The sequence below is a fragment of the Marinobacterium aestuarii genome (assembly GCF_001651805.1).
GTDB lineage: Bacteria > Pseudomonadota > Gammaproteobacteria > Pseudomonadales > Balneatricaceae > Marinobacterium_A > Marinobacterium_A aestuarii.
The window spans coordinates 4,701,947-4,728,681 of the sequence record NZ_CP015839.1 but is presented as its reverse complement, the minus strand read 5'-3'; the positions used below and the strand labels follow the sequence as shown (position 1 = coordinate 4,728,681).

Annotated in this window: 24 protein-coding genes; 8 read left to right on the top strand and 16 right to left on the bottom strand. The window is 58.0% G+C overall.

The window, feature by feature from the left end; genetic code table 11:
• Window positions 1–44: 44 nt before the first annotated feature.
• On the bottom strand, window positions 45–446 hold the full coding sequence (locus tag A8C75_RS20690; protein WP_067386251.1) for a putative signal transducing protein: 402 nt from the start codon (window positions 444–446) through the stop codon (window positions 45–47).
• A gap of 97 nt (window positions 447–543) precedes the next feature.
• Window positions 544–1,269: a sulfite exporter TauE/SafE family protein gene (locus A8C75_RS20685; RefSeq protein ID WP_067386250.1), complete on the bottom strand. Its 726-nt coding sequence runs from the start codon at window positions 1,267–1,269 to the stop codon at window positions 544–546.
• 132 nt (window positions 1,270–1,401) lie between these two features.
• On the opposite strand from A8C75_RS20685, the gene A8C75_RS20680 reads away from it, so the two are divergent.
• Window positions 1,402–2,283: a LysR family transcriptional regulator gene (locus A8C75_RS20680; protein ID WP_067386249.1), complete on the top strand. Its 882-nt coding sequence runs from the start codon at window positions 1,402–1,404 to the stop codon at window positions 2,281–2,283.
• Window positions 2,284–2,298: 15 nt separating this feature from the next.
• Here the strand turns inward: A8C75_RS20680 and A8C75_RS20675 are convergent, their stop codons facing one another.
• Entirely contained in the window at window positions 2,299–2,799 is a 501-nt protein-coding gene (locus tag A8C75_RS20675) for a GreA/GreB family elongation factor (RefSeq protein ID WP_067386248.1), read from the bottom strand.
• Between the two features lie 161 nt (window positions 2,800–2,960).
• Between A8C75_RS20675 and A8C75_RS20670 the strand changes: the two genes are divergently transcribed.
• Window positions 2,961–3,389, top strand: a complete 429-nt coding sequence (locus A8C75_RS20670; protein WP_067386247.1) for a DUF3465 domain-containing protein — start codon at window positions 2,961–2,963, stop codon at window positions 3,387–3,389.
• A 379-nt stretch (window positions 3,390–3,768) separates the two neighbouring features.
• Entirely contained in the window at window positions 3,769–5,379 is a 1,611-nt protein-coding gene (locus tag A8C75_RS20665; RefSeq protein ID WP_227819977.1) for an alanine/glycine:cation symporter family protein, read from the top strand.
• Here A8C75_RS20665 and A8C75_RS20660 read toward each other — a convergent pair.
• Complete coding sequence (locus A8C75_RS20660; RefSeq protein ID WP_067386246.1) at window positions 5,376–6,005, bottom strand: DUF2238 domain-containing protein; 630 nt, start codon at window positions 6,003–6,005, stop codon at window positions 5,376–5,378. The two genes, A8C75_RS20665 and A8C75_RS20660, sit on opposite strands and share 4 nt — an antisense overlap.
• Window positions 6,006–6,049: 44 nt before the next feature.
• Between A8C75_RS20660 and A8C75_RS20655 the strand changes: the two genes are divergently transcribed.
• The gene (locus tag A8C75_RS20655; protein WP_067386245.1) at window positions 6,050–6,736 is read left to right on the top strand and encodes a cupin domain-containing protein; all 687 of its coding nucleotides are present in this window, start codon (window positions 6,050–6,052) and stop codon (window positions 6,734–6,736) included.
• A gap of 9 nt (window positions 6,737–6,745) precedes the next feature.
• On the opposite strand, the gene dtd is transcribed toward A8C75_RS20655, so the two are convergent.
• The 11 genes from dtd to typA all read right to left on the bottom strand — a co-directional run bounded on the left by dtd (window position 6,746) and on the right by typA (window position 19,380).
• Complete coding sequence (gene dtd, locus A8C75_RS20650) at window positions 6,746–7,183, bottom strand: D-aminoacyl-tRNA deacylase (RefSeq protein WP_067386244.1); 438 nt, start codon at window positions 7,181–7,183, stop codon at window positions 6,746–6,748.
• Between the two features lie 142 nt (window positions 7,184–7,325).
• Window positions 7,326–8,276 carry a prolyl aminopeptidase gene (gene pip, locus A8C75_RS20645; RefSeq protein ID WP_067386243.1) on the bottom strand — a complete coding sequence of 317 codons (951 nt, stop codon included), beginning with the start codon at window positions 8,274–8,276 and terminating at the stop codon, window positions 7,326–7,328.
• Window positions 8,277–8,307: 31 nt separating this feature from the next.
• Window positions 8,308–8,526, bottom strand: a complete 219-nt coding sequence (locus tag A8C75_RS20640; protein ID WP_067386242.1) for a hypothetical protein — start codon at window positions 8,524–8,526, stop codon at window positions 8,308–8,310.
• A 295-nt stretch (window positions 8,527–8,821) separates the two neighbouring features.
• Window positions 8,822–10,411 (bottom strand): MFS transporter, encoded by a 1,590-nt coding sequence (locus A8C75_RS20635; protein WP_067386241.1) that lies wholly within the window; start codon window positions 10,409–10,411, stop codon window positions 8,822–8,824.
• A 117-nt stretch (window positions 10,412–10,528) separates the two neighbouring features.
• A complete protein-coding gene (locus A8C75_RS20630) occupies window positions 10,529–11,755 on the bottom strand; it encodes an AGE family epimerase/isomerase (RefSeq protein WP_067386240.1) in 1,227 nt (408 codons plus the stop codon).
• A 7-nt stretch (window positions 11,756–11,762) separates the two neighbouring features.
• Window positions 11,763–13,133 (bottom strand): TRAP transporter large permease, encoded by a 1,371-nt coding sequence (locus A8C75_RS20625; RefSeq protein ID WP_084784184.1) that lies wholly within the window; start codon window positions 13,131–13,133, stop codon window positions 11,763–11,765.
• Window positions 13,033–13,515: a TRAP transporter small permease gene (locus tag A8C75_RS24300; protein ID WP_227820036.1), complete on the bottom strand. Its 483-nt coding sequence runs from the start codon at window positions 13,513–13,515 to the stop codon at window positions 13,033–13,035. Before A8C75_RS24300 ends, A8C75_RS20625 begins: the two co-directional genes overlap by 101 nt.
• A 148-nt stretch (window positions 13,516–13,663) precedes the next feature.
• A complete protein-coding gene (locus A8C75_RS20615) occupies window positions 13,664–14,608 on the bottom strand; it encodes a TRAP transporter substrate-binding protein (RefSeq protein WP_157890344.1) in 945 nt (314 codons plus the stop codon).
• A 160-nt stretch (window positions 14,609–14,768) separates the two neighbouring features.
• Window positions 14,769–16,313, bottom strand: a complete 1,545-nt coding sequence (locus A8C75_RS20610) for a sulfatase family protein (protein ID WP_067386237.1) — start codon at window positions 16,311–16,313, stop codon at window positions 14,769–14,771.
• Between the two features lie 18 nt (window positions 16,314–16,331).
• Complete coding sequence (locus A8C75_RS20605) at window positions 16,332–17,075, bottom strand: helix-turn-helix domain-containing protein (RefSeq protein ID WP_084784183.1); 744 nt, start codon at window positions 17,073–17,075, stop codon at window positions 16,332–16,334.
• A gap of 496 nt (window positions 17,076–17,571) precedes the next feature.
• Window positions 17,572–19,380, bottom strand: a complete 1,809-nt coding sequence (gene typA, locus A8C75_RS20600; protein WP_067386235.1) for a translational GTPase TypA — start codon at window positions 19,378–19,380, stop codon at window positions 17,572–17,574.
• 438 nt (window positions 19,381–19,818) lie between these two features.
• Here typA and glnA point away from each other — a divergent pair, with 438 nt between their 5' ends.
• From glnA to A8C75_RS20580, 4 genes are all read left to right on the top strand, one after another.
• On the top strand, window positions 19,819–21,228 hold the full coding sequence (gene glnA, locus A8C75_RS20595; RefSeq protein ID WP_067293447.1) for a glutamate--ammonia ligase: 1,410 nt from the start codon (window positions 19,819–19,821) through the stop codon (window positions 21,226–21,228).
• Window positions 21,229–21,898: 670 nt separating this feature from the next.
• Window positions 21,899–22,984, top strand: coding sequence for a nitrogen regulation protein NR(II) (gene glnL, locus A8C75_RS20590; protein WP_067386234.1), 1,086 nt, complete (start codon window positions 21,899–21,901; stop codon window positions 22,982–22,984).
• A complete protein-coding gene (glnG, locus tag A8C75_RS20585) occupies window positions 22,968–24,401 on the top strand; it encodes a nitrogen regulation protein NR(I) (protein WP_067386233.1) in 1,434 nt (477 codons plus the stop codon). Before glnL ends, glnG begins: the two co-directional genes overlap by 17 nt.
• A gap of 205 nt (window positions 24,402–24,606) precedes the next feature.
• Window positions 24,607–25,116 carry a hypothetical protein gene (locus A8C75_RS20580; protein WP_067386232.1) on the top strand — a complete coding sequence of 170 codons (510 nt, stop codon included), beginning with the start codon at window positions 24,607–24,609 and terminating at the stop codon, window positions 25,114–25,116.
• Window positions 25,117–25,240: 124 nt separating this feature from the next.
• Here the strand turns inward: A8C75_RS20580 and A8C75_RS20575 are convergent, their stop codons facing one another.
• Window positions 25,241–26,665: an aspartate aminotransferase family protein gene (locus A8C75_RS20575; protein ID WP_067386231.1), complete on the bottom strand. Its 1,425-nt coding sequence runs from the start codon at window positions 26,663–26,665 to the stop codon at window positions 25,241–25,243.
• Window positions 26,666–26,735: the final 70 nt, after the last annotated feature.

Below are 26,735 nucleotides of genomic sequence, written 5' to 3'. Positions count from 1 at the left end.
CTGTTGATGATAGTACAGCCAGCTTCAGGGGGGGGCAGACTTGATCAGTCATCAAATCGGCTAGTGCTGCCGCAATCACTGCAATGCACGGCGTTGCGCACCGGGAACAGCGGGAAGTCGAGCCCCAGAAATACCAGAAAGGCCAGCCTGCGGCCCACCGGCTGGTAGCGGGTGTTACTGCTGCCACAGCAGGGGCAGATCAGCGGTTCTGAGCCTTCCTGTTCTTCCACATCCTGGCTGCGGTCCAGGGCGAGGATATCCTGTGCCCGCTGCAGTTGCTGCGCATCCACCTGCAGTCGCACCCCGCCCAGGGCATTGCTGTACAGCCACTGCATGCCGATGGTGAATTCGTCGGCGACCCAGGCGTCGATGCCTTCGGCTTCGAGCTGAGAACGGGCAATCTGGGCCTGATAGGGGAAATCGAAATGGGCGACGGTGAGCAGCATGGCTGTGTCCGGGCTGGCGACTAACGGCGGCAGCGCCTGGGGCGCTGCACTTGCCCTTAAGCATAGCCAATGGCTCATTCCCTGGGAACGCCTCAGTTCAGCTAAAGGCAAACAGCTTGATGGCGGCCAGGCTCGCCATGATGCGAATGAGCCATTTGAACTGCGACAGTTTCAGCCGGCGCAACAGCCAGTAACCGATGCTGGCGCCAAGAACCAGGGCCGGCAGGCCGTAGAGGCTGAGCCTGAGACTGTCCTGGGTGATCAGGCCCAGGGTCCAGAGCATCGGCAGTTTGGCACCGTTGATGATCATGAAGCCCCAGGCACGGGTGCTGACGTAGGCATCCTTGGACAACCGCTGTTCCAGCAGATAGAGGCTGAACAGAGGCCCGGCGGCATTGGCAACCATGCTGATAAAGCCCGCGGCAAGGCCGGTGATGTTGGCCGCCAGCGGGTGGCGCATGATGCCGGCGGGCTTGTGATCCAGCCAGAGCCCCAGTGCAAGCATGGCCAGAATCAGTCCACCGAGCATGGGCGTGAAGGCACTGGTATCCAGGCTGCCGAGCAGCCATGTGCCGAGCAAGACGCCGATCAGCGCCGGCGGCAGCAGCGCAATCAGCACCGCCCAGCTGATATCACGTCTGTACATGGCGATGGCCATCAGGTCGGTGGCAACATACATGGGCACCAGTATGGCCAGAGCTTGCGGGCCGGTTACGGCAAGCATCAGCACCGGCAGGATGAGCAGCCCCATGCCGCCCACGGAAAACTTGGAGAAACCGGTGATCAGGCCCGCGGCCAGTACGCACAAGAGTGTCAGATCCAACGCAGGGTGCTCCCAGGCTTGTCATGTTGCTTGAACAGGGTGCTAGAGTAGATCGATTTATGAACGTAAGATAACGATCTGTTTAGCTCATTATGATCGTTTTTATCATTCATTAATCGAGGCGTCGGCAGCATGACCAACGAGCAGCTAAGGGCGTTTATTGCCGTGGTGGAGCAGGGCAGTTTTCGCGCCGCCGCAGGCCAGGTGTTCAAGACCCAGTCCACGGTGAGTGCCGCGGTGCGGGCGCTGGAAGACGAGTTCGAGCTGCAGCTGTTCAGCCGTGACAACTACAGGCCAGCGCTGACACCGGCGGGCAAGTCGTTCTACCGTGAAGCCCGCAAATTGCTGGGGCAGGTGCAGCGCCTGGAAACCCTGGGGCACCATCTGGCCCAGGGCGCGGCGCCTTCGCTGGCACTGTCCCTCAGTGCCATGTGTGCCTATCCGCTGTGGCTGGAAACCGTAAAGGAGTTCTGGGGGCGCAATCCCCAGATGCACCTGAGCATCAATACCCAGCATCTGTCGGGCATAGTGGAATCCCTGCTGCAGGAAAAGGCGGATCTGGCCATGGGGCCCCATACGGGCCTGGATGAGCGCTTCGACTTTGTGCGGGTGGGTGATATCGACATGCTGACGGTGGCAGCGCCGACCTATCTGAGCGGTGCAGGCGAGCGCATTATCGGCCAGGCCGAGCTGCGGGGCTGCCCGCATATTTTGCTCAGCGACAGCGGGTCCCTGTCACCCTTTGACCACGTCCATGTGATTCCGGGCGGGCAGCGCTGGTATGTGGGGGATTATCAAATGAAAAAAGCCCTGCTGGTGGCGGGCATGGGCTGGGCGCGCATGCCGGCGCAGATGGTGCAGGCGCAGCTGGCGAACGGGGAGCTGGTGGCACTGGAAGTGGAAAACTTCAGCTCCCGCAGCCGGGTGCCGATTTACCTGATTCGGCTGCGGGACATGCCGCTGAGCGAGCTGGCGCAGGGTTTCTGGCAAGAAATGATCGCCGCACGGGGCTGAGTGGCCGCGGGTGTTTCAATCGAGACAGCCGCTGTCGATGGCGGTGATCTCTATCTCCAGGTCGCCAGCCGGGCGCTGCCAGCGCACGCAATCGCCAAGACTGCGACCCAGCAGTGCCTTGGCCAGCGGCGAGGTCCAGCTGAGCAGGCCCTGGGCTATATCCGCTTGGTCCTCGCCGACAATACGAAACTGGTGTTCGTTGTCCCGTTCGTCGACAAAGTGCACGCTGCAGCCAAAGCGTACACTTGTTGCCGCGGGGCTGGCAGGTTCCAGCACCTGGGCCGTTTTTAGCCGCGCGCGGTAATAGCGCAGGTCCCGCTCCAGTGCCGGCAACCGGGTACTGGCGGCCCAGTCATCGCCGGCCTTGAGAGCCGTGATCTCCTGTTCGCACTGCTGCAGTTGTGCCTGCATCCGGCGATGGCCCTCGAGGGTCATGTAATTGGGGTGCGGGCTCAAGGGCCGGTCGGGCAGATGCTCCGGCTGGTCGCTGTCTTCTTTTACAAAGGCTCGGCTCATGACAGGCTTCACTGGGTTAAAGTCTTAAGCTAATTCCTGGCGGACCTGTTGGCCAGCCGCAAAGCCCCGCAGGGCGCAATTGGCTACTTGGGTGTCGCTCATTAACCGCAACCTGGCACTCTCTGACATTGAGCGCCGGAAACCTTTTGGGGGCTGAACATATGAAAAAATGGCTGTTGCTGGTGGTGTTGGTGCTGGCTGGGTTCAGCGCACTGGAGCGCATCGCCCCGACTGGTCCTGTGGTTGACACCTCGGGTGCGAATGCGGCCCTGATGCAGGTGATCGCCAGGCGGCAAAGCGATACGCAGGTGCAGGGTGTTGGCCGGGTGTCGCGACTGCTGGCAGATGACCTCAAGGGCAGTCGGCATCAGCGTTTTATCCTGGATCTGCCCGGCGGTGGCACCCTGCTGATTGCCCACAATATCGACCTTGCACCCCGCATTGACAGCCTGCGCCAAGGCGATGAGGTGGAGTTTTACGGCGAATATGAGTGGAATGATCGCGGTGGCGTAGTGCACTGGACGCACCATGATCCAAGGGGAAGCCATGCAGGTGGATGGCTGCGGCACAAGGGCCGGACCTATGAGTGAGTCCTGCCGGCAGGCAGAGATTTGACCGTCAGGGTGGGTGCACTGGAGCTATCTCGATTATGATCCCCGAGGACGCCACGAGGGAGGATGGCTAAGGCACAAGGGCCGGACTTACGAGTAAATATCCAATGCCTACAGCCTACAGCCTACAGCTTACAGCTTACGGCTTACCGCTTACCGCTTACAGCTTACGGCTTATCGCTTTCCTTCCGCTTGGGCCGGTCACTGGCCCCAGCATCGGGCTGCAACTGGTTCTTCGGTCACCCGAACCCTGATCGTTATAGTGTTGACCCTCTGCTGGCCGGATGACCGCTTTTGCGGTGCTATCCGGTTTTGGGGCCTTAACTCCTAACAAGAACAACTTTCGGGAGCCAGCCCAATGGCCTTTACACCTGTTGCCTGTCGACAGGCGGGCGTTCGTGTCCGCCATATCAGATCTTTTCACATCATCCAGCCGTTCGGGCTGCTGCTCATGCTACTGGCGCCTGTATGCCGGGCCCAGGGGCTGGATGCCCAGGTCAATGCACTGCTTGCACCGCTGAGTGAGATGTTTTCCAGCCTGGTGTTCTACAGCGTTGAGCTGCTGGGTGTGCAACTGCCGCTGGTGGTGCTCTGGCTGGTGGCCGGAACCCTGTTTTGTACCCTCTATCTGGGCTTTATCAACCTGCGAGGCCTGCCCCATGCGTTGCGCCTGGTGCGGGGTGATTTCTCCACGCCCGGCGAGGCGGGGGAGGTATCCCATTTTCAGGCGCTGGCCACGGCGCTGTCCGGCACCGTGGGGATCGGCAATATCGGTGGCGTGGCGGTGGCCATTGCCATTGGGGGCCCAGGCGCCGTGTTCTGGATGCTGGTGGCGGGCTTTCTCGGCATGTCCACCAAGTTTGTCGAATGCACCCTGGCGGTGATGTTCCGCCAGCACAACAAGGACGGCTCCATTTCCGGTGGCCCCATGTATTACCTGCGCGATGGCCTGGCCCGACGGGGCTTGCCGCGCATGGGACGGCTGATGGGGCTGCTTTATGCCTGGGGTATCGTTATCGGTGCCATGGGAATCGGCAACATGTTCCAGTCCAACCAGGCCTTCGTGCAGTTTGTGGCGGCCACCGGTGGCCAGGAGCAGAGCTGGTTCAGTGACAAGGGCTGGCTCTTCGGTGTGATTATGGCCGCGGTGGTGGGGTATGTGATCATCGGTGGCATTCGCAGCATTGTGAAGGTCACCGAAAAGGTGGTGCCCTTTATGGCCGTGCTCTATGTGGGCTTGGCGCTGCTGCTGATCATCCTCAATCGTGAAGCCCTGCCCTTTGCGCTGCAGGCTATCTGGGACGGTGCTTTCACCTCGACAGGCGCCGCCTGCGGCGCCCTGGGCGCCATGATCGTTGGTTTTCAGCGCGCGGTGTTTTCCAATGAGGCGGGCCTGGGCTCGGCGGCCATCGCCCATTCGGCGGTGCGTACCCGAGAGCCTGCGACCGAGGGTTATGTCGCCCTGCTGGAACCCTTTATCGATACCATTGTTATCTGCAGTCTCACCGCACTGGTTATCATCACCACGCTCTATTACCAGCCCGGCCTGACCGACATAGAGGGCGGCGTGGCCATGACCTCGGCGGCCTTTGAGCGTCAGCTGAGCTGGTCGCCACCGCTGCTGGCCTTTGCCGCCATGCTGTTTGCGTTCTCGACCATGATTTCCTGGTCCTACTATGGCCTCAAGGGCTGGACCTACATCGTGGGTGAAAACCCGCGGGCGGATCTGGGCTTCAAGCTGGTGTTCTGTATGTTTGCGGCCCTGGGCAGCATGATTCAGCTCGAAGCCGTGTTGAGCTTCTCTGACGCCATGGTGTTTCTGGTCTGTGTGCCCAATGTACTGGGCATTTATCTGCTGGCACCGCTGGTACGGCGGGAGCTGCGTGCCTATCGGAGCCGGTTGCAGCAGCGGGCCGCCGAGTCTGCAGATACCGCGGCAACGGCGGTGCCGCTCTCGAAACCGCGCTAGGCTCCCGGTTGCAAGCGGGCAAGCTGGCGGTCGTGCAGGCTGCTGAGCAACCCCAGGGCGCAGATGGCCCCGATCAGCGCCATGAGCATGTCGGACTGGGTATCCCAGATGTATCCCTGGGTGCCCAGGAAAGACTCGGCGGCCTCTGCGCTCAGCAGCGCGACCCACCATTCGATCAGCTCGTAAAAGGCGCTGAACGCGAGGCAAAAACAGACGACAAGAAAGGCACGCCAGTAGTTGCCATTGACGACATCCAGGCGCAGCAATATCTCCCGCGCGGCTATGGCCGGCACAAACCCCTGGGCGAAATGCCCGACCTTGTCGTAGTTGTTGCGTGAACTGCCGCTCCATTGTGCGATCTGATCGAATAGCGGCACCTCAGCGTATGTATAATGCCCCCCTACCATCAGGATGATGCAATGTAGCAGGATCAGGCCGTAACACAGCGGCGTGAGGGGGAAGCGATCCCGTGTGGCGGCGAGCAGGGCCAGGGCGGCCAGCGCCGGCATGACCTCCAGCCACCAGGTCAGGCGATCCTTGGGCGCAATGGCCGACCAGAGCAGCACGGCGCCGAACACCAGCAGCCACAGCAGTGCCGGGGTCTTGCGCTGAAAAGCAGAATGCATAAGTGGCTCCTTGCCGGCAGGGCTCATAACAAGAGGGTGCGAACATGATAGCAGTCAATGGCGATATGGCCCGGCGTGTCCATATCCACACAGACGCCGAGCCCTGGCTGCCAAGTCCTGGGGGCGAAGTGCTGCGCAAGCGGCTGCACCTGGTGGGCACGGCCGAGGGCGGCGAGGTGACATCCCTGGTGCGCTACCCTGCGGGTGCAAAATTTCCGCTGCATCCCCATCCCGCTGGGGAAGAAATCCTGGTACTGGAAGGCGTCTTTACCGATCAGGAAGGCGACTGGCCGGCGGGCAGCTATCTGCTCAGCCCGGAGGGTTATGAGCATGCGCCTTCATCGAAGGAGGGCTGCCTGCTGTTCGTAAAGTTGCGTCAGTACGCAGGATCCAGGCACCATTTTTCGGTCACCACCAAGGCGCGTGACTGGCAACCGAAGGAGGCCTGCGTGGAGTTCAAGATGCTGTATCAGGAACAGGATTATGCCGAAACCATGCGGCTGGAGCGCTGGAGTCCGGACACTCTGCTGGCGCCGCGCGTCTATCCAGGCGGCGTTGAAATACTGGTGATCGAAGGCAGTTTTAACGACGAGCAGGGTGACTATCAACGTCATGACTGGCTGCGTTTGCCTGCCGGTGCCAAGCACAGGCCGGCCAGCAAGACCGGCTGCAAGCTGTATATCAAGGAAGCGGGCCTGGCGGCACTCACTTCGGTGCCGACCGTAGCCTAAGGTGCCAGCTTAACTTTCCAGCAGAAAGGTGACGGGGCCATTGTTGGTCAGGGAGACCTGCATATCAGCGCCAAAGCGCCCGCAGGCCACCTCGGGATGACGCTCGCGGGCCTGCTGCAGGAAGTAGTCATACAGCTGCTCGCCCAGCGCAGGGCTGGCACCTGAGGAAAAACCGGGGCGCAGACCCTTGCGGGTGTCTGCCACCAGGGTGAACTGGGAGACGACCAGCAGGCCACCGCCTGACTGGGGCAGATTCAGGTTCATCTTGCCGTCTTCGTCGCCGAAAATACGATATCCCAGTACCTTGCTCAGCAACTTGTCGGCCGCCGCCTGATCATCGTTGCGCTCAACACCCAGCAGTAGCAGCATGCCGGCACCTATGCGTCCGGTGCACTCGTCGCCCACCATCACCTGGGCCTGACTGACCCGCTGTATCAAAGCTTTCATCGCTGACTGTCCGTAAAAAGGCGTAAAAAAAGCGCATGCTAGCACGGCCGTGGCCACACCGTGACAGGCGCTTGCAGCAGTCCCCATTCTGCTTTCTTTCTACTTTCTACTTTCTACTTTCTACTTTCCCCTTTCCCTTGCTTCAGGCCAGGCTGCGGGCGAAGTCGTCAGTGGCTTCCACCAGGTTGCTGATGATGCCGGGCTCGAACGCCGAGTGACCGGCGTCGCGCACCAGGTGCAGTTCGGCCTGGGGCAGCGCCTTGTGCAGCGCGTGGGCCTGCTCCGGCGGGCAGACGACATCGTAGCGCCCCTGCACTATGACAGTGGGAATATCACGGATGATGTGGGTATCCCGCAGAATCTGGTCAGGTTCAAGGAAGGCCTGGTTGACGAAGTAATGTGCCTCGATACGGGCCATGGCCAATGCCACATGAGGGTCGGCGCAGTGATCGACAACCTGGCTGTTGGGGTCCAGCGTCGAGCAGCGACCCTCCCAGAGGGACCAGGCCTTGGCGGCGGACAGGCGGCCAATTTCGTTGTCTGCGGTCAGGCGGCGGTGGTAGGCCCGCAGCATGTCGCCGCGCTCGGCAGGCGGAATCGGCTGCTCGAAATGTTCCCAATAGTCTGGAAACAGGGCATTGGCGCCGCGCTGATAAAACCACTGCAGATCCTGATCGCGGCACAGAAAAATGCCGCGCAGTATCAGGCCACAGACCCGCTCCGGGTGGGTCTGGGCGTATACCAGACTCAGGGTCGAGCCCCAGGAACCGCCAAACAGCAGCCAGCGATCAACTCCCAGCAGGGCGCGGATGCGCTCCATATCGGCCACCAGGTGCGAGGTCGTGTTATCCACCAGGGATGCGTGGGGTCTGGAGCGGCCGCAGCCGCGCTGATCGAACAGAATGATGCGGTACTTGGTGGGGTCAAAGAAGCGTCTGTGGGTCGCGCTGCACCCGCCCCCCGGGCCGCCATGCAGGAACAGCACCGGTATACCCTGGGGGCTGCCACTTTCTTCCACGTACAGGTTGTGGATATCGTCGACCTGCAGACGGTGTTCTGCGTAGGGTGGAAAGTCGGGGTACAGGGTGCGCATGACCTGGCCTTTTGTTGTGTGTGGGACTGAGTCAGTCACTCAGTATAGGGTTGTCCACCGTCAGCTGCATCCGAATCTTGCGCTCTGTAATGGTGCCGGTGCAGACCTGCGCGGGAGCATCATTGCCATAAGCCAGGCGCAGTTCGTTCAGGCAGACTTCGCGCAACAGATTGGACTGGGCCTCATCGCGCCAGACGGCGTTAAAGGGGGAGTCGAAAAAGAACTGCTCGGGCAGGACGGGGCGAATCATGCCTTTCTCGGTCCATTGCCGCGCGTAGTGTTCGGGCAGGATCCCAATGTACTGGCCGCTGAGTATCAGGGTCGGGGTGCTGATTATTAAATCGCGGATTCCACTGGGGGTCTTTGATCTGGTAAAAATCTTTCTGGTAAGAACCGCGATTTCACCCCCCGTTATCGCGCTGATTGCCCATCTGGTCGTGTTTAGAACCTAGACTGAGGCGTCAGTTGGGGGTTAACTCCCGCTTTAGCTCTCGTTCAATTCAACCGGCGCCTCAACAGCGCCGGTTTTTCGTGTGAGCCCTGTTTCAGCTGCTGTGACCCGCGATAATAGCGTGCACCGCCTGAGCTTCCGCTTCGCTGGCGCCGGCGACCAGACCCTCCTCGATCAGGCTGTTGATACGCTCCTTGTGCAGTGCGAACAGCTCGTGCAGTGATTGGGTAATCTCCAGGCGCTGCTCGGGGTAGAGCTCGACCAGCAGCTGCATCAGGTGGCCAGACTGTTTGGGCAGGGTCAGCACCATCTTGGTGGCGACATCGCTGGGCTGCAGGTCGGCGCTTTCCAGGGTGACACGGATCAGTTCAGCCGGATCCCTGGGCTGCTGGCGCAGCGCGACCAGCAATAGCTTGAGGGCCGGTTCTTCGATCTGGGCGATGCTGTAGTCGACGCGCGGATCCAGCTTGGATGAGCCCAGGGAGGTGGGCTGAGTGGTCACGCGGTAGGGCGCACTGGCGCTCAGGCGTTCGGTGCGGATAAAGAACTTTCGTACCAGCAGGAAGACGATCACGGCGGCGTGGACAAGGATGAGGTAGTAGTACAGCCAGATGCTTTCGAAGGCGCTCATCAGAAAGCCCGCGGTGATCGGGCCTATGACGCCCCCGACACCCAGAATGATCTGCAGTGTGCTGGTGGCGGGCATGGCATCTTTAAGGTCGATATGATCGAACACCTGGGTTACCGCCAGCGGGAACAGGGCCACGCCAGAGCCGCCCGATACCAGGAACACCAGCACCAGCAGTCCGGTGGGCAGGCCAACAAAATAATCAAACACAATCAGCAGGTTGCTGGTGATACCCAGGGTCATCAGGCCCGCCGCGACTGAGCGCTTGTCGTAGCGGTCGGCCAGCCAGCCAGTAGGGTACTGGGTGAGCAGGCCGCCGAGCTGGTAGGAGCCCAGAATCAGGGATAGCCAGACGCCGGTAAAGCCGCGTTCATAGGCATAGAGCGAGATCAGCGAGACGCTGGCGGCGCTGATCAGGCCGGCACAGAAGCTCGACAGGGTGCCGGAGGGTGAGTAGGCCCAGAGCTTTTTCAGCGACATGGCGCGGGCGCGTTCGGTGGCTTCAGGTACCGGGATGCGACTCATGGACATGATGATCAGCGAGATGCACAGAAAGATGCTGATGATGCCAAACAGACGCGGGTCGCTGTCGACCGACAGGTTCAGCAGGAAGGGTGCGCTGCCAAACCCCAGGGCGATACAGATCTGGTAGATGCTGAAAATCTTGCCGCGGTTGGTGCTGTCGCTTAGCACGTTAAGCCAGCTTTCGAGGGTGATAAAACCGGTCACGAAGCTGAAGCCGGCCAGCAGGCGCAGCAGCCCGGTGAGCCAGATATTGGTGAGGTAGCTGTGGGCCACGGCAATGATGGCCAGGGTTGCGGCCATGCTGGCAAAGGCCCGGATATGTCCGACCCGGTGTACGGCGCGCGAGGCGAAGAGTCCCGCCAGTACGGCGCCGGCGGCATACATACTCATCGCCACGCCTATGTCTGAGGTGGCGATACCCTGATCGCTCATGCGAATGGGCAGTAGCACGAAGAAGAGGTTGAGACTGGCGGCGTAGGCGGTAATCGCGAACAGGATGGGGCTGATACGGTACAGAAGCTTTTGCTGCATGGAATACATCCTTTTATAAGCTGAAACACCCGCCAGACAGCCCTCTACGATACGCGAGAACCCTTGGCGGGCGTAGCCCTCAATGGCGCCTGGCCACGCAAATTAAAGCGGAGCCGCTCAGGCCTTCAGCGTGTTGCAGCGCAGTACCTCATGGCAGGCGCCCATGCTGTGGTAGTCACACTTGCCACCGGGCGGGCTCTTGATGTCGTCATAGCGCTGATTGTCGGCATCCAGCAGGCGGAACCAGGCGCCGTGGCGGTGATCGATCATATGCTCCCAGCTGTAGTCCCACAGGCGTTCATACCAGCGCCAGTAGTTGGCGTCACCGGTGCGTTCTGCCAGCAGGGCGGCAGCAGCCATGGATTCGGCCTGTACCCAGAAGTACTTGTCGTCATCGCAGATGCGACCATCGGGGGCAAAGCCGTAATAGATGCCGCCGCGCTCTTGATCCCAGGCGGTACTGAGCGCTGTATCGAACAGGCGTCGGGCGCAGGGCAGCAGCCAGTCTGCCGGCTGGTGGCGTTCGATCATCAGCAACAGCTTGGCCCACTCGGTGAGGTGGCCGGGCTGAAAGCCCCAGGGACGGTAGAGGTTTTTGGGATCGGCCTTGTTGTAATCCCAGTCGACCTGCCAGTGAGCGTCGTAGTGTTCCCAGATCAGGCCATCGGCCAGCGCGGCCTGACGCTGGCAGATAGTCTGCGCCAGGGTCATGGCGCGCTCGAGGTACTTCTTGTCTGAGGTCGCTTCGAAGGCGGCGATCATGGCTTCGCAGCTGTGCATGTTGGCATTCTGGCCGCGATAGGGCGCAACGGTGTTCCAGTCGGCGCTGATCTCGTCGCGATAGAGTCCGTAGTCGGCGTCCCAGAAGTGCCGCTCCATCAGGGCGTAGGTCTCTTCTATCCAGGGGGCGGCCTCCTGGATACCGGCCTTAAGGGCGCTGGAATAAGCCAGCAGTACAAAGGCCAGGCCGTAGCAGTGGTTGGTCGCATCAGCGGTTGTGTCACCGTCCAGCAGCCAGCGATAACCGCCGGTGGTTGGGTTCAGGTGTTTTTCCCGCAGGAACTTGAGGCCATGGCGCACCGCATCCAGATACGCAGAATTACCGAACTCGATGGCGGCCATGGCGTAGTTGAAGATCATGCGGGTGCTGCTGACCAGGTGGCGACTGCGGGCATCGTAAACGCTGCCATCATCACGAAATGCCTGATAGAAGCCCCCCTGCGACGTATCAATGCTCTGGGGGTAGTAAAACCCCATGATTTCGCGGATGTGGGTCTGCAGAAAACGGCGGGAGCGAAAGCCGCAGTCAGCCGGTGGCGGAGTATGAAAGCGAACGTCTTGCATAGGATCCTCAGATAAAAATATCGGAAATCATAGGGAAAAACGCTATGGCCAATAGTGCTGCGAGCATACCCAGTAGCATCGGCAGTGCACCGGTAAATACTTTGTGTACCGCTGTTTGACTGATCTGGTTGGCAATAAAAAGATTACCACCCAGCGGTGGTGTTACGAATCCAAGGCCCAGCCCCACGATTAGAATCATTCCGAAGTGATAGGGGCTGACACCATAAGGGGTTAGCAACGGATAGAGTAATGGCGTCAGGATAATAATGGAAGCCAGGGTGTCCATGATGCAGCCGACCAGCAACAGCAGTATCACTATCAGTACTACCGTTGAGATATAGCCACTCATATGGCTGGCCATCATCGCCGTTAATAATTCCGGAACCTGCTGCGATGACAATAATTTTCCCAGAGCAACGGCAAAGGGGATCAGGAACATGGCGACAACCGTAATAATGGCGGATGTGGACAGCACCTGATAGGTATCTTTTAACTTTAGCTCCCGGTGGATAAATACACCGACGATAAAGGCGTAGAGTGATGCGACTGCAGCCGATTCAGTGGGGGTGAAAACGCCTGAGTATATGCCGCCCAGTATAATCACCGGGGTGAGAATAGCCCATTTTGCATGTGCCAGCGCCTTGAGCCGGGTGGTTGCTGTACCGGCCTGTCTGTCTCCGCCCCAGTTGTTCTTCTTGGATATATAGTAGGCCGGAATAGCCATGCTGACGGCGACCAGGAGCCCGGGTATCAAGCCCGACAGGAACATGGTGGAGACCGATGTACCCGGTTGAGTGAGGGCGTAAATTATCATTGGATTGGAGGGCGGAATAATGATGGCAATAACACCGGAGCAGGCGGTGAGTCCGGCGGCAAAACCACGGCTATAACCCTGCCTGATCATCTCGGGGATGGTGATAGAGCCGATGGCCGCGACAGTCGCGGGCGCCGAGCCTGACAGGCCGCCAAACAGAACGCTGGCAAAGATGGTGACGATGGCCAGCCCACCGGGCAGGTGGCCAACAAACTCATCGGCCAGATCCAGAATGCGCTGAGCCACACCGCCGGTGGCCATGAGGGTGCCCGCCAGAATAAACATCGGAATCGCCAGCATCGGGAAGCTGTCCAGAGACTGGTATGAGTCAATGGCGAGCTCGATGTTGTCCAGCCCGAGCATTGAAAAGCAGGCAACCAATATAATGCCCAGTGTCACTGCGACAGGCACCTGCAAAAAAATAAGGACAAAAAATGCCAGGATCGAAAGGCCAACTTCCAGACTACCCACGGTGTGCCTCCTTCTCGATAGCAGTGTTGTTCTCTGTATAGGTACTGGTATTTTTTCGGTTTTTTCTGATAGAGCGTGCAATGCTTTGAACAAGTCTGACGATGGTAAGACTGAAAATCAGGGGCATCATTCCAAACAGGATCCAGTAAGGGATTCCAAGACCTTCAGTGGTTGATCCCAGCATGCGGTGGAAAAGGCTGGCGCGATAGGATGCCATAATAAATGCCACGCAAAAGCCAATGAACAGTATTTTAGACAGTATCTCTATTACGAGTCTTTTTTTCGCCCAGGACGCTGTGGTTGGCAGTATATCTATAATGACATGACGATCAGATTTAACGGCCCAGGGGACGCCGATAAATACAATAAAGATCATTAGAGTACGTGATACTTCATCAGTGTATGCCGATGGAGAATTCAGGATGTAACGGAAGAAAACCTCGGCATTTAGCGTTATTGCAATGTACCCTAACATGCAACTGCAAAGGAACTCTTCGAACCGATCTTCAATAACGCGTAATATCTTCAGCATTAGAATTCCTCGCGTTTTACCCGAGTTCACTCAAAGTCCCTGGAGGGCCGAGACCTGCCCAGACTTTGAGTGTACCCAGGTAAATTTTTACTTACAGCTGATTAGATAATTCACGTTTCAGGACGTTGACGAATTCCATCTCTTCACTGCTGAAGTCCTGGGTTGCAATTGCGGTCGCACTGTCTGTAATCAGCTCAGCAAACTGCTGCTGTTCCTCGGCAGTGGGCACATAGACTGTGACGTTCTGTTCCTGGAGCTTGGCTACAGATTTTTCCAGAGCTTCATCGTACAGTGGTCGCGTTGTCATGACCGCTTCGTCCGCAGCTTGCTGGACCTTGGCCTGAAGGTCTGCGGGCATTTTTTCCCAGATCTTCCGGTTGATGGTCATGAAAGAGCCGTGGGGCTGGAAGTTCAGCATGTTGAACTGCTTGCCAACTTCACCCAGTGCAAAAGCAACCGAGGTAATCGGGGGGATTGCCAGGCCATCGACAGTGCCAGTCTGCAAGGCGGTATAGACTTCGGAAATGCCCAGGGTTGTGGCACCGGCGCCCAGCTGGGTGATCATGTCCCTTTCCACGGCACTGGGTGTGACGCGGATCTTGAGTCCCTGCATGTCGGCAGGCGAGTGTACGGCCTTCTCGGTGGTCAGAATGCCGCGGAACTCGAAAGGCACTACGTAGAGCAGATGCAGGTTCTTCTTGGCCATGTGCTTTTGCAGTTCATCGACCACAGGGCCACCCAGCTGACCATTGGGGTAGAAAAGATCGAGGGACTTTTGTGCATCACTGACGATATAGGGGATATCGAAGGTCCGCATGACGTTCACAACAGAGCCCAGGTTCGCGCCCGAAGAGTAAGCGCCCTGAACCGAGGAGCCCAGCTGCGTCTTTTGCAGCAGCTGGGTATCATTGCCCAGGGCACCACCGAAGCTGGCGTTTATATTGACATGGCCATCGCTGTATTGGGCGGCAAGCTGCTGGAAGGTCTCCAGAGTCTTGGCCCAGTGCGAGGTGCTGGGTGTAGTAGTCGCCAGCATCAAGTCATATTCTGCCGCCCCACTGATGGCCGATAGAGGAAGCAGGCAGGCGCCGACCAAGAAATTTCTGAGTGCTTTTTTGGGAAACATATAAAATATCCTTTTATAGTTTTGATGGTGTATTTTACGGTTTGAACGCTTGTTTTTTACTTGTGCACTTTTACAGTTGTAATTTATTCAAAATTTCTTCCGTGTTATGGCAGGGCGTATCACCAATCTCACGCATTTTCTTGTCCAGTTCCAGCGTCATCTTTCGTACTATATTTGCGTACTCCGGATCCTGATAGCAATTGAACAGTTCCAGAGGGTCCTTTTCACAGTCGAAAAGCTCCCACTCTTTTTCCTCACCGCCGGGGCTTGTTCCCGGAAGATCAAAGTCTTCGTTATACCAGTAAATCAGTTTGTATCTTTTGTTGCGGATCCCATAATGGGCGTAGGCATTATGGTGTTCGTCCTTATGCATCCAGTAGCGATGATAGGCCAGTTGCTGCCAGTCTTGCGGTGTATTGCCTTCCAATAGCGGTCTGAAGCTGGTGCCCTGCATATAGCTGGGTTCGGTCAGGCCGGCATAGTCCAAAAACGTCTGCGCGAAGTCGACATTGCAAATAATGTCATCACACACAGTGCCTGCTTTTATTTCCTTGGGATAGCGCACAAGAAATGGCATTTGGAATGATTCTTCGTACATAAAGCGCTTGTCGAACCAGCCGTGTTCGCCCAGGAAGAATCCCTGGTCTGAGGTATAGATGACGATAGTGTTGTCGGTCAGGCCATTCTCATCGAGATAATCCAGCATGCGGCCGACATTTTCGTCGATGGAGGCGATGGTGCGCAGGTAGCGTTTGATATAGCGCTGGTATTTGAAGTGGCTGAATTCCTGCTGGCTGCTGAATGTAAAAACTTCGCCGCTGTCTTTGTCAATCAGCCTGATCTGTGACACATCATCAGGGTTGGGAATCTTGCGCACGCTGCCGCCTGCAACCGCGATCTCGCCTACCTCAGCGCCGCCTTCGGGTTGTACGAGACCAAGGTCGTAATAGGTAATGTCCGACTCGATACGCATTTTTGCCGCGGCGGCGGCTTTGCTGCGGTTCTTGTAATCATCGTTGAAAGTATCGGGCACCTTGATGTCGTCCTGGTACAGGTGCCTGTGTTTGGCGTTCGGTTCCCAGGAACGGTGCGGTGCCTTGTGGTGGCACATCATGAAGAATGGCTTCGCGGGATCACGCTGATCCAGCCAGTTCAGGCACTTGTCCGTGATGATGTCGGTGGCGTAGCCGGACTCATGTACCGTCTGACCCATCTCGATCATTTCGGGGTCATGGTAATCGCCCTGTCCTGGCAAAACAGACCAGAAGTCGAAGCCTGTGGGCTCGTGAGCCGCGCCTTCTCCCAGGTGCCACTTTCCGACCATTGAGGTCTGGTAGCCATCGGTTTTGAGATGTTTGGCAACATTGGGGATATGCTTGTTGATCTTGCTATCCAGCGTCACTACGCCATTAACGTGATTGTAGGTTCCCGTCAGGATGCTGGCGCGGCTCGGTGTACAGATGGAATTGGTGACGTAGCAGTGATTAAGGCGCATACCCTCCTGCGCAATTCGATCCAGGTTCGGCGTCTGATTTATTCCATAGCCGTAGCAGCTGATGGCCTTAGAGGCGTGATCGTCCGCCATGATGAATAGAATATTTGGCTTTGAATTCATTAGTTCCTCCGTCATGGGTCAAGGAGTTTTCAGGCTGTTCGCCGCATCGTGCAGTATTTTTTTGTAACGACTGATGTGTTTTTCTTTATCGGGAACCTGTAGAGCGGCTTCGGCGATACAGATAAGGAATAAGGGACTGCCGTTTGCATCAAGGATGAGTTTTGCGAAGCGTCTGATGCCCCGAACATTACCTTCGATATCATAAGCTACATCACTGATGTCCGTGGACTCTATGATATCTTTTGCTTCGCTCTCGGTAATGAATTCCCGTTCAGTACCGGTACGAAAAAATGCTGTTTTGTCGAATGTCTCACTGACTTTTTCCCAGCCAAGGGCTTTCAAATAAAGACGGGAAGGGGAGTCGAGTTCATACATTGCACGTCTAAAACCTGGTTGTGCGCGCAAGCGAATTGCCAGATCCTTGTATTCGTTTTTTGAATGCCAAAGCAGGTGGTCGCTATCAATTAGAATCGATTCAGCCGTTTGCTGAGAGCTGTCAGCAATATCATTCAGAACCTGTTCCAGCTTTTTAAGATAATCGCTGGACATGGGCAGTGATTTTTTAAATTCAAAGTTGCTTATATAAGTTGTGTGACTCTGTCGCTGTATATAACCCGTCTGTTCAAGGGTACTGACGATTCTGAACAGGGTTGCCATGGCTATATTGCAGTGCCTGGCGATTTCAGTGAGCGATACGGGTTGTTGCCCACTGGTGGCGAAAAACTCCAGCACCTTGAGTGTTCTTTTAACGGGCTCTGACATGGTGGTTTCTGTCTTTAGTCGCTTTTAGTTATGGAGTGATAGTACGCCCGACCCAAACAAAAAGTCAATAATGAAATATTAAAAGCCAAATATGGAATATCTTGAGTTTGGTGGAGGCATCTGGTGGCTGGTTGAGAGCTTTTGGAGCCTGTGTGCTCGGGCGGGAATGCATTTTTTGCAGGCGGTATAGGGTAACTTATTGATTTTAAGTGTTTTTTATATCAGGCATCTTCAGCCTTGAGAGTGACTTTGTTTCAGATAGGGTTTTCAAATATGAAATTCCAATACGAAAAAGGCCGCCGAGACAGAATTCGGGCGGACTTTTGCCGCGGGTGGCAGGCCCGGCCTGAATGTTGTCAGGCCTCCAGCGTACCTCATGGCAGGCCCCGTGGTTTGCGCTGTGGCGGCATACAGGCACAAAAAAGGGGAGTACCTGGCGGCACTCCCCTTTTTACAAGACTATTAAGACCGGATCACTGCAGCTGCAGCGACCCGCTTACTTCTTGTTGCGCTTGCGCTCGTTTTCTTTCAGCAGCTTCTTGCGAATACGCAGGCCTTTGGGAGTTACCTCCACCAGCTCGTCGTCTTCGATGAAGTCCAGCGCCTGCTCCAGGGTGAAGCGGATCGCCGGAGTCAGCTGAATGTTTTCGTCGGTGCCGGAGGCACGAACGTTGGTCAGCTGCTTGCCTTTGGTCGGGTTCACGGCCAGGTCGTTGGTGCGGCTGTGGATGCCCAGGATCATGCCTTCGTAAACATCGGTGTTAGGCTCGATGCACAGACGGCCACGTTCCTGCAGGTTCCACAGGGCATAGCCCAGGGCCTTGCCGGTGACCATGGTCACCAGTACGCCGTTCATGCGCGAGGTGACTTCGCCTTCCTTGATCGGACCGTAGTGATCGAAGGTCGAGGTCAGGATGCCAGTACCGGAGGTCATGGTCAGGAAGATGGAGCGGAAACCGATCAGACCACGGGACGGAATCATGAAGGTCAGGCGTACGCGGCCCTTGCCATCCACTTCCATGTTGGTCATGTCGCCTTTGCGCTTGCCCAGCTCTTCGATAACCGAACCCTGGTGCTGCTCTTCAACGTCCAGCATAACCAGTTCGTACGGTTCTTCTACCTTGCCGTCGACGATCTTCTGGATAACTTCGGGGCGGGACACGCCCAGCTCGAAGCCTTCGCGACGCATGGTTTCGATCAGTACCGACAGGTGCAGTTCGCCACGACCGGAGACCTTGAATTTTTCAGGGGATTCGCCCTGTTCAACCCGCAGTGCCACGTTGTGGATCAATTCGCGCTCGAGGCGGTCCTTGATGTTACGGCTGGTGACGAACTTACCGTCCTGGCCTGCGAACGGCGAATCGTTGACCTGGAAGGTCATGGAAACGGTGGGTTCGTCGACGCTCAGCGGCGGCAGGGCTTCTACCAGGGACGGATCACACAGGGTATCGGAGATGTTGAGTCCATCGATACCGGTGATGCAGATGATGTCGCCGGCCTTGGCCTGCTGTACTTCAACGCGTTCCAGACCCATGTAACCCATGATCTTCAGAACCTTGCCGCTACGGACCTTGCCGTCGTGGTCGATAACCTTGACCTGGGCATTGACCGCGATCCGGCCGCGCTTGACGCGACCTACACCGATGACGCCAACATAGCTGTTGTAGTCCAGTGCCGAGATCTGCATCTGCAGCGGGCCATCCATGTCGACATCCGGCGGGCTGACGTGCTCAACCACGGCTTCGAACAGCGGTGTCATGTCATCGCTCATCTGATCGACTTCAAGACCTGCGATGCCGTTCAGGGCAGAGGCGTAAACGATCGGGAAGTCGAGCTGCTCGTCGGTGGCACCCAGGTTATCGAACAGGTCGAAGACCTGATCTACAACCCAGTCAGGGCGCGCGCCCGGACGGTCAACCTTGTTGATGACCACGATCGGGCGCAGGCCCTGGGCGAAAGCTTTCTGGGTCACGAAGCGAGTCTGGGGCATCGGGCCGTCGACGGCGTCAACCAGCAGCAGTACGGAGTCAACCATGGACAGAACGCGTTCCACTTCACCACCGAAGTCGGCGTGTCCCGGGGTATCGACGATATTGATCCGGTAACCGTTCCATTCAATGGCGGTGTTTTTCGCCAGAATGGTAATACCGCGCTCACGCTCCTGATCGTTGGAGTCCATGACGCGCTCAGCGCCTTCATCGCGTCGGCCCAGGGTACCGGACTGCTGCAGCAACTTGTCGACCAGTGTGGTTTTACCATGGTCAACGTGCGCGATGATGGCAATGTTTCTAAGCTTCTCGATCACCAGTTCTTACCTTCAAGAAAATCGGAAAGGCGGCATTATACGGGAGCGAAGCCGAACAAGCGATCAGCATATGATCAAAATGTGGCCAGTTGGGCAACTGTTTCTGTTTGCAGGGGGCTTCGCACGAAAAATACTCCGAGGGCCCCTTTTTGAGGCAGACAGCTTTGGAAGGGTTGCAGTATGATTGGGCTCGCTGATGCTCGCATGGGCAGAAAATACTGTAAATGACCCGTAGTAGTGCGCTGGCGTTCTTTTGTGCTTCATGTTGGTGCGCCGCTGGGGCTTCGTCGGGTCTGGATTGACCGAAAATGAAGCACTTAGGGCTTTTGTAGTGCTGGCACGGAGATTGCTCTTGCTACAGCCAAGAGGTTGTAGGCCGTTTTTAGCAGGACTGCAGAACCACGGATCTGACAGTTTCAACAGAGTGGAGAAAGGCAAATGTCAGAGAATACTCTGAATCTGATTAAAGAAAGCGAAGCTCGCTGGATTGATATGCGCTTTACCGATTTCAAAGGTAAAGAGCAGCATCTCACCATTCCGGTTTCGGACATGGGTGATGAATTCTTCGAAGACGGCAAAATGTTCGATGGTTCTTCCATCGCAGGCTGGAAGGGAATCAACGAATCCGACATGATCCTGATGCCGGACGACAGCGCTTCCGTGCTGGACCCCTTTGCTGAAGACGCTACCGTTATCGTACGTTGCAACATCGTTGAGCCCATGACTGGCCAGGGTTACGACCGTGACCCGCGTTCTGTTGCAACGCGCGCCGAAGAATACCTGAAGTCTACCGGCATTGCCGATAGCTGCATGCTGGGCCCAGAGCCGGAATTCTTCGTGTTCGATTCTGTTGAGTGGCACGCCGGTATCGGTGGTTGCGGTTACAGCATCGGTTCTGAAGAAGCGTCCTGGTCGTCCGACAAGCAGTTCGAAGGCGGCCGTAACACCGGTCACCGTCCGCGCGTTAAAGGCGGTTACTTCCCGGTTCCGCCAATCGATTCCCTGCACGACCTGCGCGCCGCCATGTGCGATGCCATGGAAGCCATGGGCCTGACCATCGAAGTTCACCACCACGAAGTTGCCACCGCCGGCCAGTGCGAAATTGGCGTGCGCGGTAACAGCCTGGTGAAAAAGGCGGACGAAGTTCAGATCCTGAAGTACTGCGTGCACAACGTGGCCCACAGCTACGGCAAGACTGCGACCTTTATGCCCAAGCCGCTGGTTGGCGATAACGGCTCAGGTATGCACGTGCATCTGTCCATGAACAAGGACGGCGTGAACATCTTCGCGGGTGACGGCTACGGTGGTCTGAGCGAAACTGCACTGTTCTACATTGGCGGTATCGTCAAGCACGCCAAGGCTCTGAACGCCATTTGCAACCCGGCTACCAACTCTTACAAGCGTCTGGTACCTGGCTTCGAAGCGCCGGTCATGCTGGCATACTCTGCCCGCAACCGTTCCGCGTCGCTGCGCATTCCTTACACTACCAGCCCCAAGGGCCGTCGTGTGGAAGCGCGCTTCCCGGATCCTGCTGCCAACCCTTACCTGTGCTTCGCGGCACTGCTGATGGCGGGTATCGACGGTATCAAGAACAAGATTCATCCTGGCGACCCGGCTGACAAAGATTTGTACGACCTGCCGCCGGAAGAAGCGAAGCTGATCCCGACCGTTGCCGAGAGCCTCGACGAAGCGCTGCTGGCACTGGAAGCGGATCGTGAGTTCCTCACCGCTGGCGGAGTATTCTCCGACGACATGCTGGATGCTTACATCCGCCTGAAGCGTGAAGAACTGGCGCGCGTCAACATGACGACGCACCCGGTAGAGTTCGACCTCTACTACTCCGTATAAGCCGTTCCGTATAAGAAAGGTGCCGCTGTGGTGGCGCTGATCTGACGGCCCGCAAAAAACCTCCTTCGGGAGGTTTTTTTGTGCCTGTTTTTCGCCATCGGCACTGTCGCGGTGGCGATCAATTCGGGGTTACATCGGCCGCTGAGCAGGAAGTAAAAAAGCCGTTATTCGTTATTCGTTATTCGTAGCTAGCATCAGACCTTGCACCTTGCACCTTGCACCTTGCACCTTGGAACTGTGCTTCACAGCGGGCGCTGCGGATGTCGGAATTCGCTAGGCTCATTACCAACCTGCGAATGCCGTTGTAGCCGGGAAATGAGCTCCGGGCGAATTTCGAAGATATACCGGCAAATTCCGAGAAACAGGGTAAAACTGGCGGCGTTCGAGCAGAGGGTCTAACTGTGTGCCCACTTTTGTGGGGGCGCACAGTCATTGTGGAGCGCCATTCCAAGGCGCCATAGCAGAGCGCGTGGCTGTTGTGGTGCGGCTGGCTGTTATAGGGCGCGGGAATGCACCATAGTGGTGCATGTCCGCGCCCAAGGCTAAACTCTAGCAGGGCGCCGGGTTGCCCCATTATGGCGCCGGCCAGGGCATTCAGCCCGTTTTAGCGCTGTCAGCAAGTTGGCGCTGATCTTGCTACTACTTATAGAGTCCAGCAACAGAGTTCATTATGTTCAGGCCATCTCAGCACAAGCAGATACTCGATAACCTCAGCAAGGCTGTGATCATGCTCGATGGCGCGCTGTGCATCGTTTACATGAATCCGGCGGCCGAGATGCTGTTCGAGGCCACCATGCGCAGGCTCAAGGGCATGCGGGCGGAAGAATGGCTGGCGGCCAGTCCGGCCGAACTGCAGGTATTGCAGAACTCGATGGCGTCGGGGCATCCCTACACCAAGCGCGAGGCGCGCATGATCACCATGAGCGGGCATGAGCTGACCGTCGATTACAGCGTCAATACGATTCCGCAGTCCGGTGGTGGTCGCACCCTGCTGGTGGAAGTGGAAGCGCGTGACCGACTGATGCGCATCGAGCGCGAAGAAGAGTTGCTGGCCCGCCACGCCGCGGCGCGCAATCTGGTGCGTGGACTGGCCCACGAAATCAAGAATCCACTGGGGGGCATTCGCGGCGCCGCGCAATTGCTGGAGCGCGAACTGAACGATGCCGACCTGCACGAATATACCCGTGTCATCATCGAAGAGGCCGACCGGCTGCGCAACCTGGTGGACCGGCTGCTGGGGCCGCGCAAGCTGCCACAGCTGTCGGCGGTGAACATTCACGCCATCCTCGAACGGGTGTGCAGCCTGGTGAATGCCGAGAGTGGTGGCTGGATCAACATCCAGCGGGACTACGACCCCAGTATTCCCGAATTTACCGGTGACTCGGAGCAGCTGATTCAGGCGGTGCTGAACATAGTACGCAATGGCATGCAGGCGCTGCAGCGTGCCGGCACGCCTGAGCCGACGCTGCAGCTGCGCACCCGCGCCATGCGCCAGGTGACCCTGGGCACGGAGCGTCATCGTCTGGTGTGCTGTGTGATGATCAGCGACAACGGCCCGGGCATTCCCGCCGAAATATTCAACAACATCTTCTACCCCATGGTCACCGGACATGCCGATGGCACGGGTCTGGGGCTGTCCATTGCCCAGTCGATCATCAATCAGCACCAGGGGCTGATCGAGTGCGTGACTGAGCCGGGCGAAACCCAATTCAAACTCTTTATACCGTTGGAGCTACAGCATGAGAATCTCAGGTAACGTCTGGATCGTGGACGATGACCGGTCGATCCGCTGGGTGCTGGAAAAGGCGCTGGATCAGGCCGGACTTGAGACCCAGTCGTTCGACAACGCCGATGATCTGCTGCGCCGCCTGACGCGTGAGTGTCCCGACGCCATCATCAGCGACATCCGTATGCCCGGCACCGATGGTCTGGCCATGCTCGACAAGATTCAGGATACCCATCCTGAAATCCCGATCATTATCATGACCGCCCATTCGGATCTGGAAAGTGCGGTGGCATCCTACCAGGGCGGCGCCTTTGAATACCTGCCCAAGCCCTTTGATGTGGATGATGCCGTGGCACTGGCGCGCAGGGCCCTGGCCCACGCCCGGGAGCAGCAGCAGGGTGCGGTCATCGAGCCGGTGGTGGTGCGCGCCACCGAGATTATCGGCGAGGCGCCTGCGATGCAGGAAGTCTTCCGTGCCATTGGCCGGCTGTCGCAGTCCAATATCACGGTGCTGATCAATGGCGAGTCCGGCACCGGCAAGGAGCTGGTCGCCCACGCGCTGCACAAGCACAGTCCCCGCGCCAGTCAGTCGTTTATCCCGCTTAACATGGCGGCCATTCCCAAGGATCTGATCGAATCCGAATTGTTCGGGCACGAGAAAGGCGCTTTTACGGGGGCTGCGTCTGCACGTCGCGGGCGTTTCGAGCAGGCCGACGGTGGCACCCTGTTTCTGGATGAGATCGGCGACATGCCGGCGGATACCCAGACCCGGCTGCTGCGCGTGCTGGCCGAAGGCGAGTTCTACCGCGTGGGTGGTCATACGCCGGTGCAGGTGGATGTGCGCATTATCGCCGCCACCCATCAGAACCTTGAAAAGCTGGTGGCCGACGGGCGCTTTCGCGAAGACCTGTTTCATCGCCTCAATGTGATTCGCATCCATATTCCGAAACTGTCGGAGCGACGCGAGGATATTCCGCGTCTGGCGCAGCACTTTCTCGCCAGCTCGGCCAAGGAGCTGAGTGTCGAGCCCAAGGTGCTGAAGGCGGAAACTGAAAAGTTTATGAGTCACCTGTTATGGCAGGGCAACGTGCGTCAGCTGGAGAACACCTGTCGCTGGCTTACGGTGATGGCCTCGGGCCGCGAGGTGCTGATCGAAGACCTGCCGCCGGAGCTGCTGGAGCAGCAGGACCAGGGCACCACCGTCAGTTCCAACTGGGAGCAGGCGCTGCGCCTGTGGACCGATCAGCAGCTGGGCTGTGGTCGCCAGGGGATTCTGGAAGAGGCGGTGCCGGCGTTCGAGCGCATCATGATAGAAACCGCGCTCAAGCATACCGCTGGCCGCAGGCGCGATGCCGCCCTGCTGCTGGGCTGGGGCCGCAACACCCTGACCCGCAAGATCAAGGAACTGGGCATGGATAGCGGCACCGAGGTCGACGAGGACGAGTAACGGATGCGCCGGGTGAATGCAGACTTTTCATTGTGAATAGCGCCACCACAGGCGCAGTATCAGGAGCTGTTGGCGCAAGCTTGTGCGATGTTTTCAGGGTGGAGGCGGCTTCGTTCGGGTTGAGTAGATCAACCCAGTATCCGCCCTTTTAGTCCCTTATCCATGGCTGTGCCTGAACATGGGCAATTACCGCAGGTAATCAGGGATGAAAGAAATACCGGATATTATTCAACAGGTTGCGCCTACGCTGGGGTTGGCTCTCAAGGGGCCTTTCGCCGCCGTGGCACAGCGTTATATTCAGGATCATCTGCCGCCCGGCAGTGAGGGCAGCGAGGCCAGTCCGCAGGAACGCCTCTTAGCGCTGCTCGATGATGCGAAAAATCTGCACAGGATCAAGGATCTCGATCAGCCGTTTCGGCTCGAAATGCAGAAGCTGGGCGTCGATCTGCACAAGCAGCAGGGCGCTGGCCCTGATAACCCCAGAGCAAAAGCCGCCATTAATCCGCAGGTACTCATCAGTGTGCTATTTCTGATCGCATACTTCAGCATGCTGGCAGCAATCTTCTATGTCGAAATCAGCGATGAAATGAACATGCAGACCGGGGATAATTCCCTGATGGATCAGTTGCAGATCCTGTTTGGCGTGCTCACGGCGGGCGTGGTACAGGTGCTGAGTTACTGGTTTGGCGGCACCAGGGGCAAGCCGGCGCCCTGAGTCGGAGGCCGTCGCTGCTGTGATGCCAGCCCGGTCAGCGAACTGCGCAGCGGCGCCGGTCCCTCACCGGGCAGGCACGATGGTTACCGAACTTGTAGGCCGGGTTAGACGCGCTTCGCACCTGCTATAAGCCCTGTTCGCGCACGCTTTTGAGTGTCAGGTCGAAGCAGGTGCGCACCTTCTGACAGAGCTCATCCACCTCATCCCGGCTGATAATCAGCGGCGGTGACAGCACCATGCGGTCACCCACGGCGCGCATGATCAGGTTGTTTTCAAAGCAGTGATCCCGACAGATTTGCCCCGCGGCGCCGGTTTCTGCGAAGAAGGTCCGGCGGGCCCGGTCCTTCACCAGCGCTATGCCGGCAATCAGGCCGATGCCTTCGATATGTCCCACCAGCGGATGTTCCGCCAGGATTTGGCGCAGGCGCTGCTGGAAGTAGGGCCCTATGTCGTCGGCGACATACTCGACGATTTTTTCCTGCTTCATGGTGCGGATATTGGCGATGGCCACGGCGGCGGCCACCGGGTGTCCGGAGTAGGTGAAGCCGTGGTAGAACTCGCCGCCTTTTTCGATCAGGCTGCTGGCCACGCGGTCCCCCACGGCCACGGCGGATATGGGCATGTAACCCGATGACAGCCCCTTGGCCATGGACATCAGGTCGGGCTCGATCCCCAGCGTCTGGGAGCCGAACCAGCTGCCGGTGCGACCAAAGCCACAGATCACCTCGTCGGCCGCCAGCAGAATGTCGTATTTGCGGCAGATGCGCTGGATTTCCTGCCAGTAGCCCGCCGGCGGCATGATGACACCGCCTGCGCCCTGAATGGGTTCGCCGACAAAGGCCGCGACCCGCTCGGGGCCCAGCTGCAGGATGCGCTCTTCCAGTGCGGCGGCGGCCTTGAGGCCAAACTCCGCTTCGCTCAGCCCGTCACCCTCGCCATACCAGTACGGCTGGCGGATATGTTCGATATCCGGCAGGAAAGGACCACCCTGGCGGTGCATGGGGGTCATGCCGCCAAGGCTGGTGCCGCCGATGGTGCTGCCGTGGTAGGCATTGTCCCGGCTGATCAGCAGGGTTTTCTGTGGCTGGCCTTCCAGTGTCCAGTAGTGGCGAATCATGCGCATCAGCGTATCCACCGCTTCCGAGCCCGAGTTGGCAAAGAAAATGTGATTCAGATCCCCCGGTGTCACGCTGGCGATTTCCTGGGCCAGCACGGCGGCGGGGGCCGTGGTGGTCTGGAAAAAGTTGTTGTAATAGGGCAGTTCTTCAAGCTGGGTTTTGGCGGCGTCGATCAGTTCGCGCCGGCCATAGCCGAGGTTGACGCACCAGAGCCCCGCCATGCCATCCAGAATCTTGTTGCCCTCGGAATCCCACAGATAAACTCCTTCGCCGCGCACCATGACGCGAGCCCCTCTGCGGTTTAGCGCCGCGGTGTCGGTGAAAGGGTGCAGGTGATGGCGTGCATCAATCTGCTGCACGGACGTTGTGAGGTTGTGGCCGGGTTCGGTGGTGGCTGGCGTGATGATCTGGTTGGCGACGCTGGCTGACATGGGGTTCCCCCTGGTGTGCATTCGAACAGGACGCCGGCCGTGCTGTATGCGCGGTGACGGTGATGTCCCT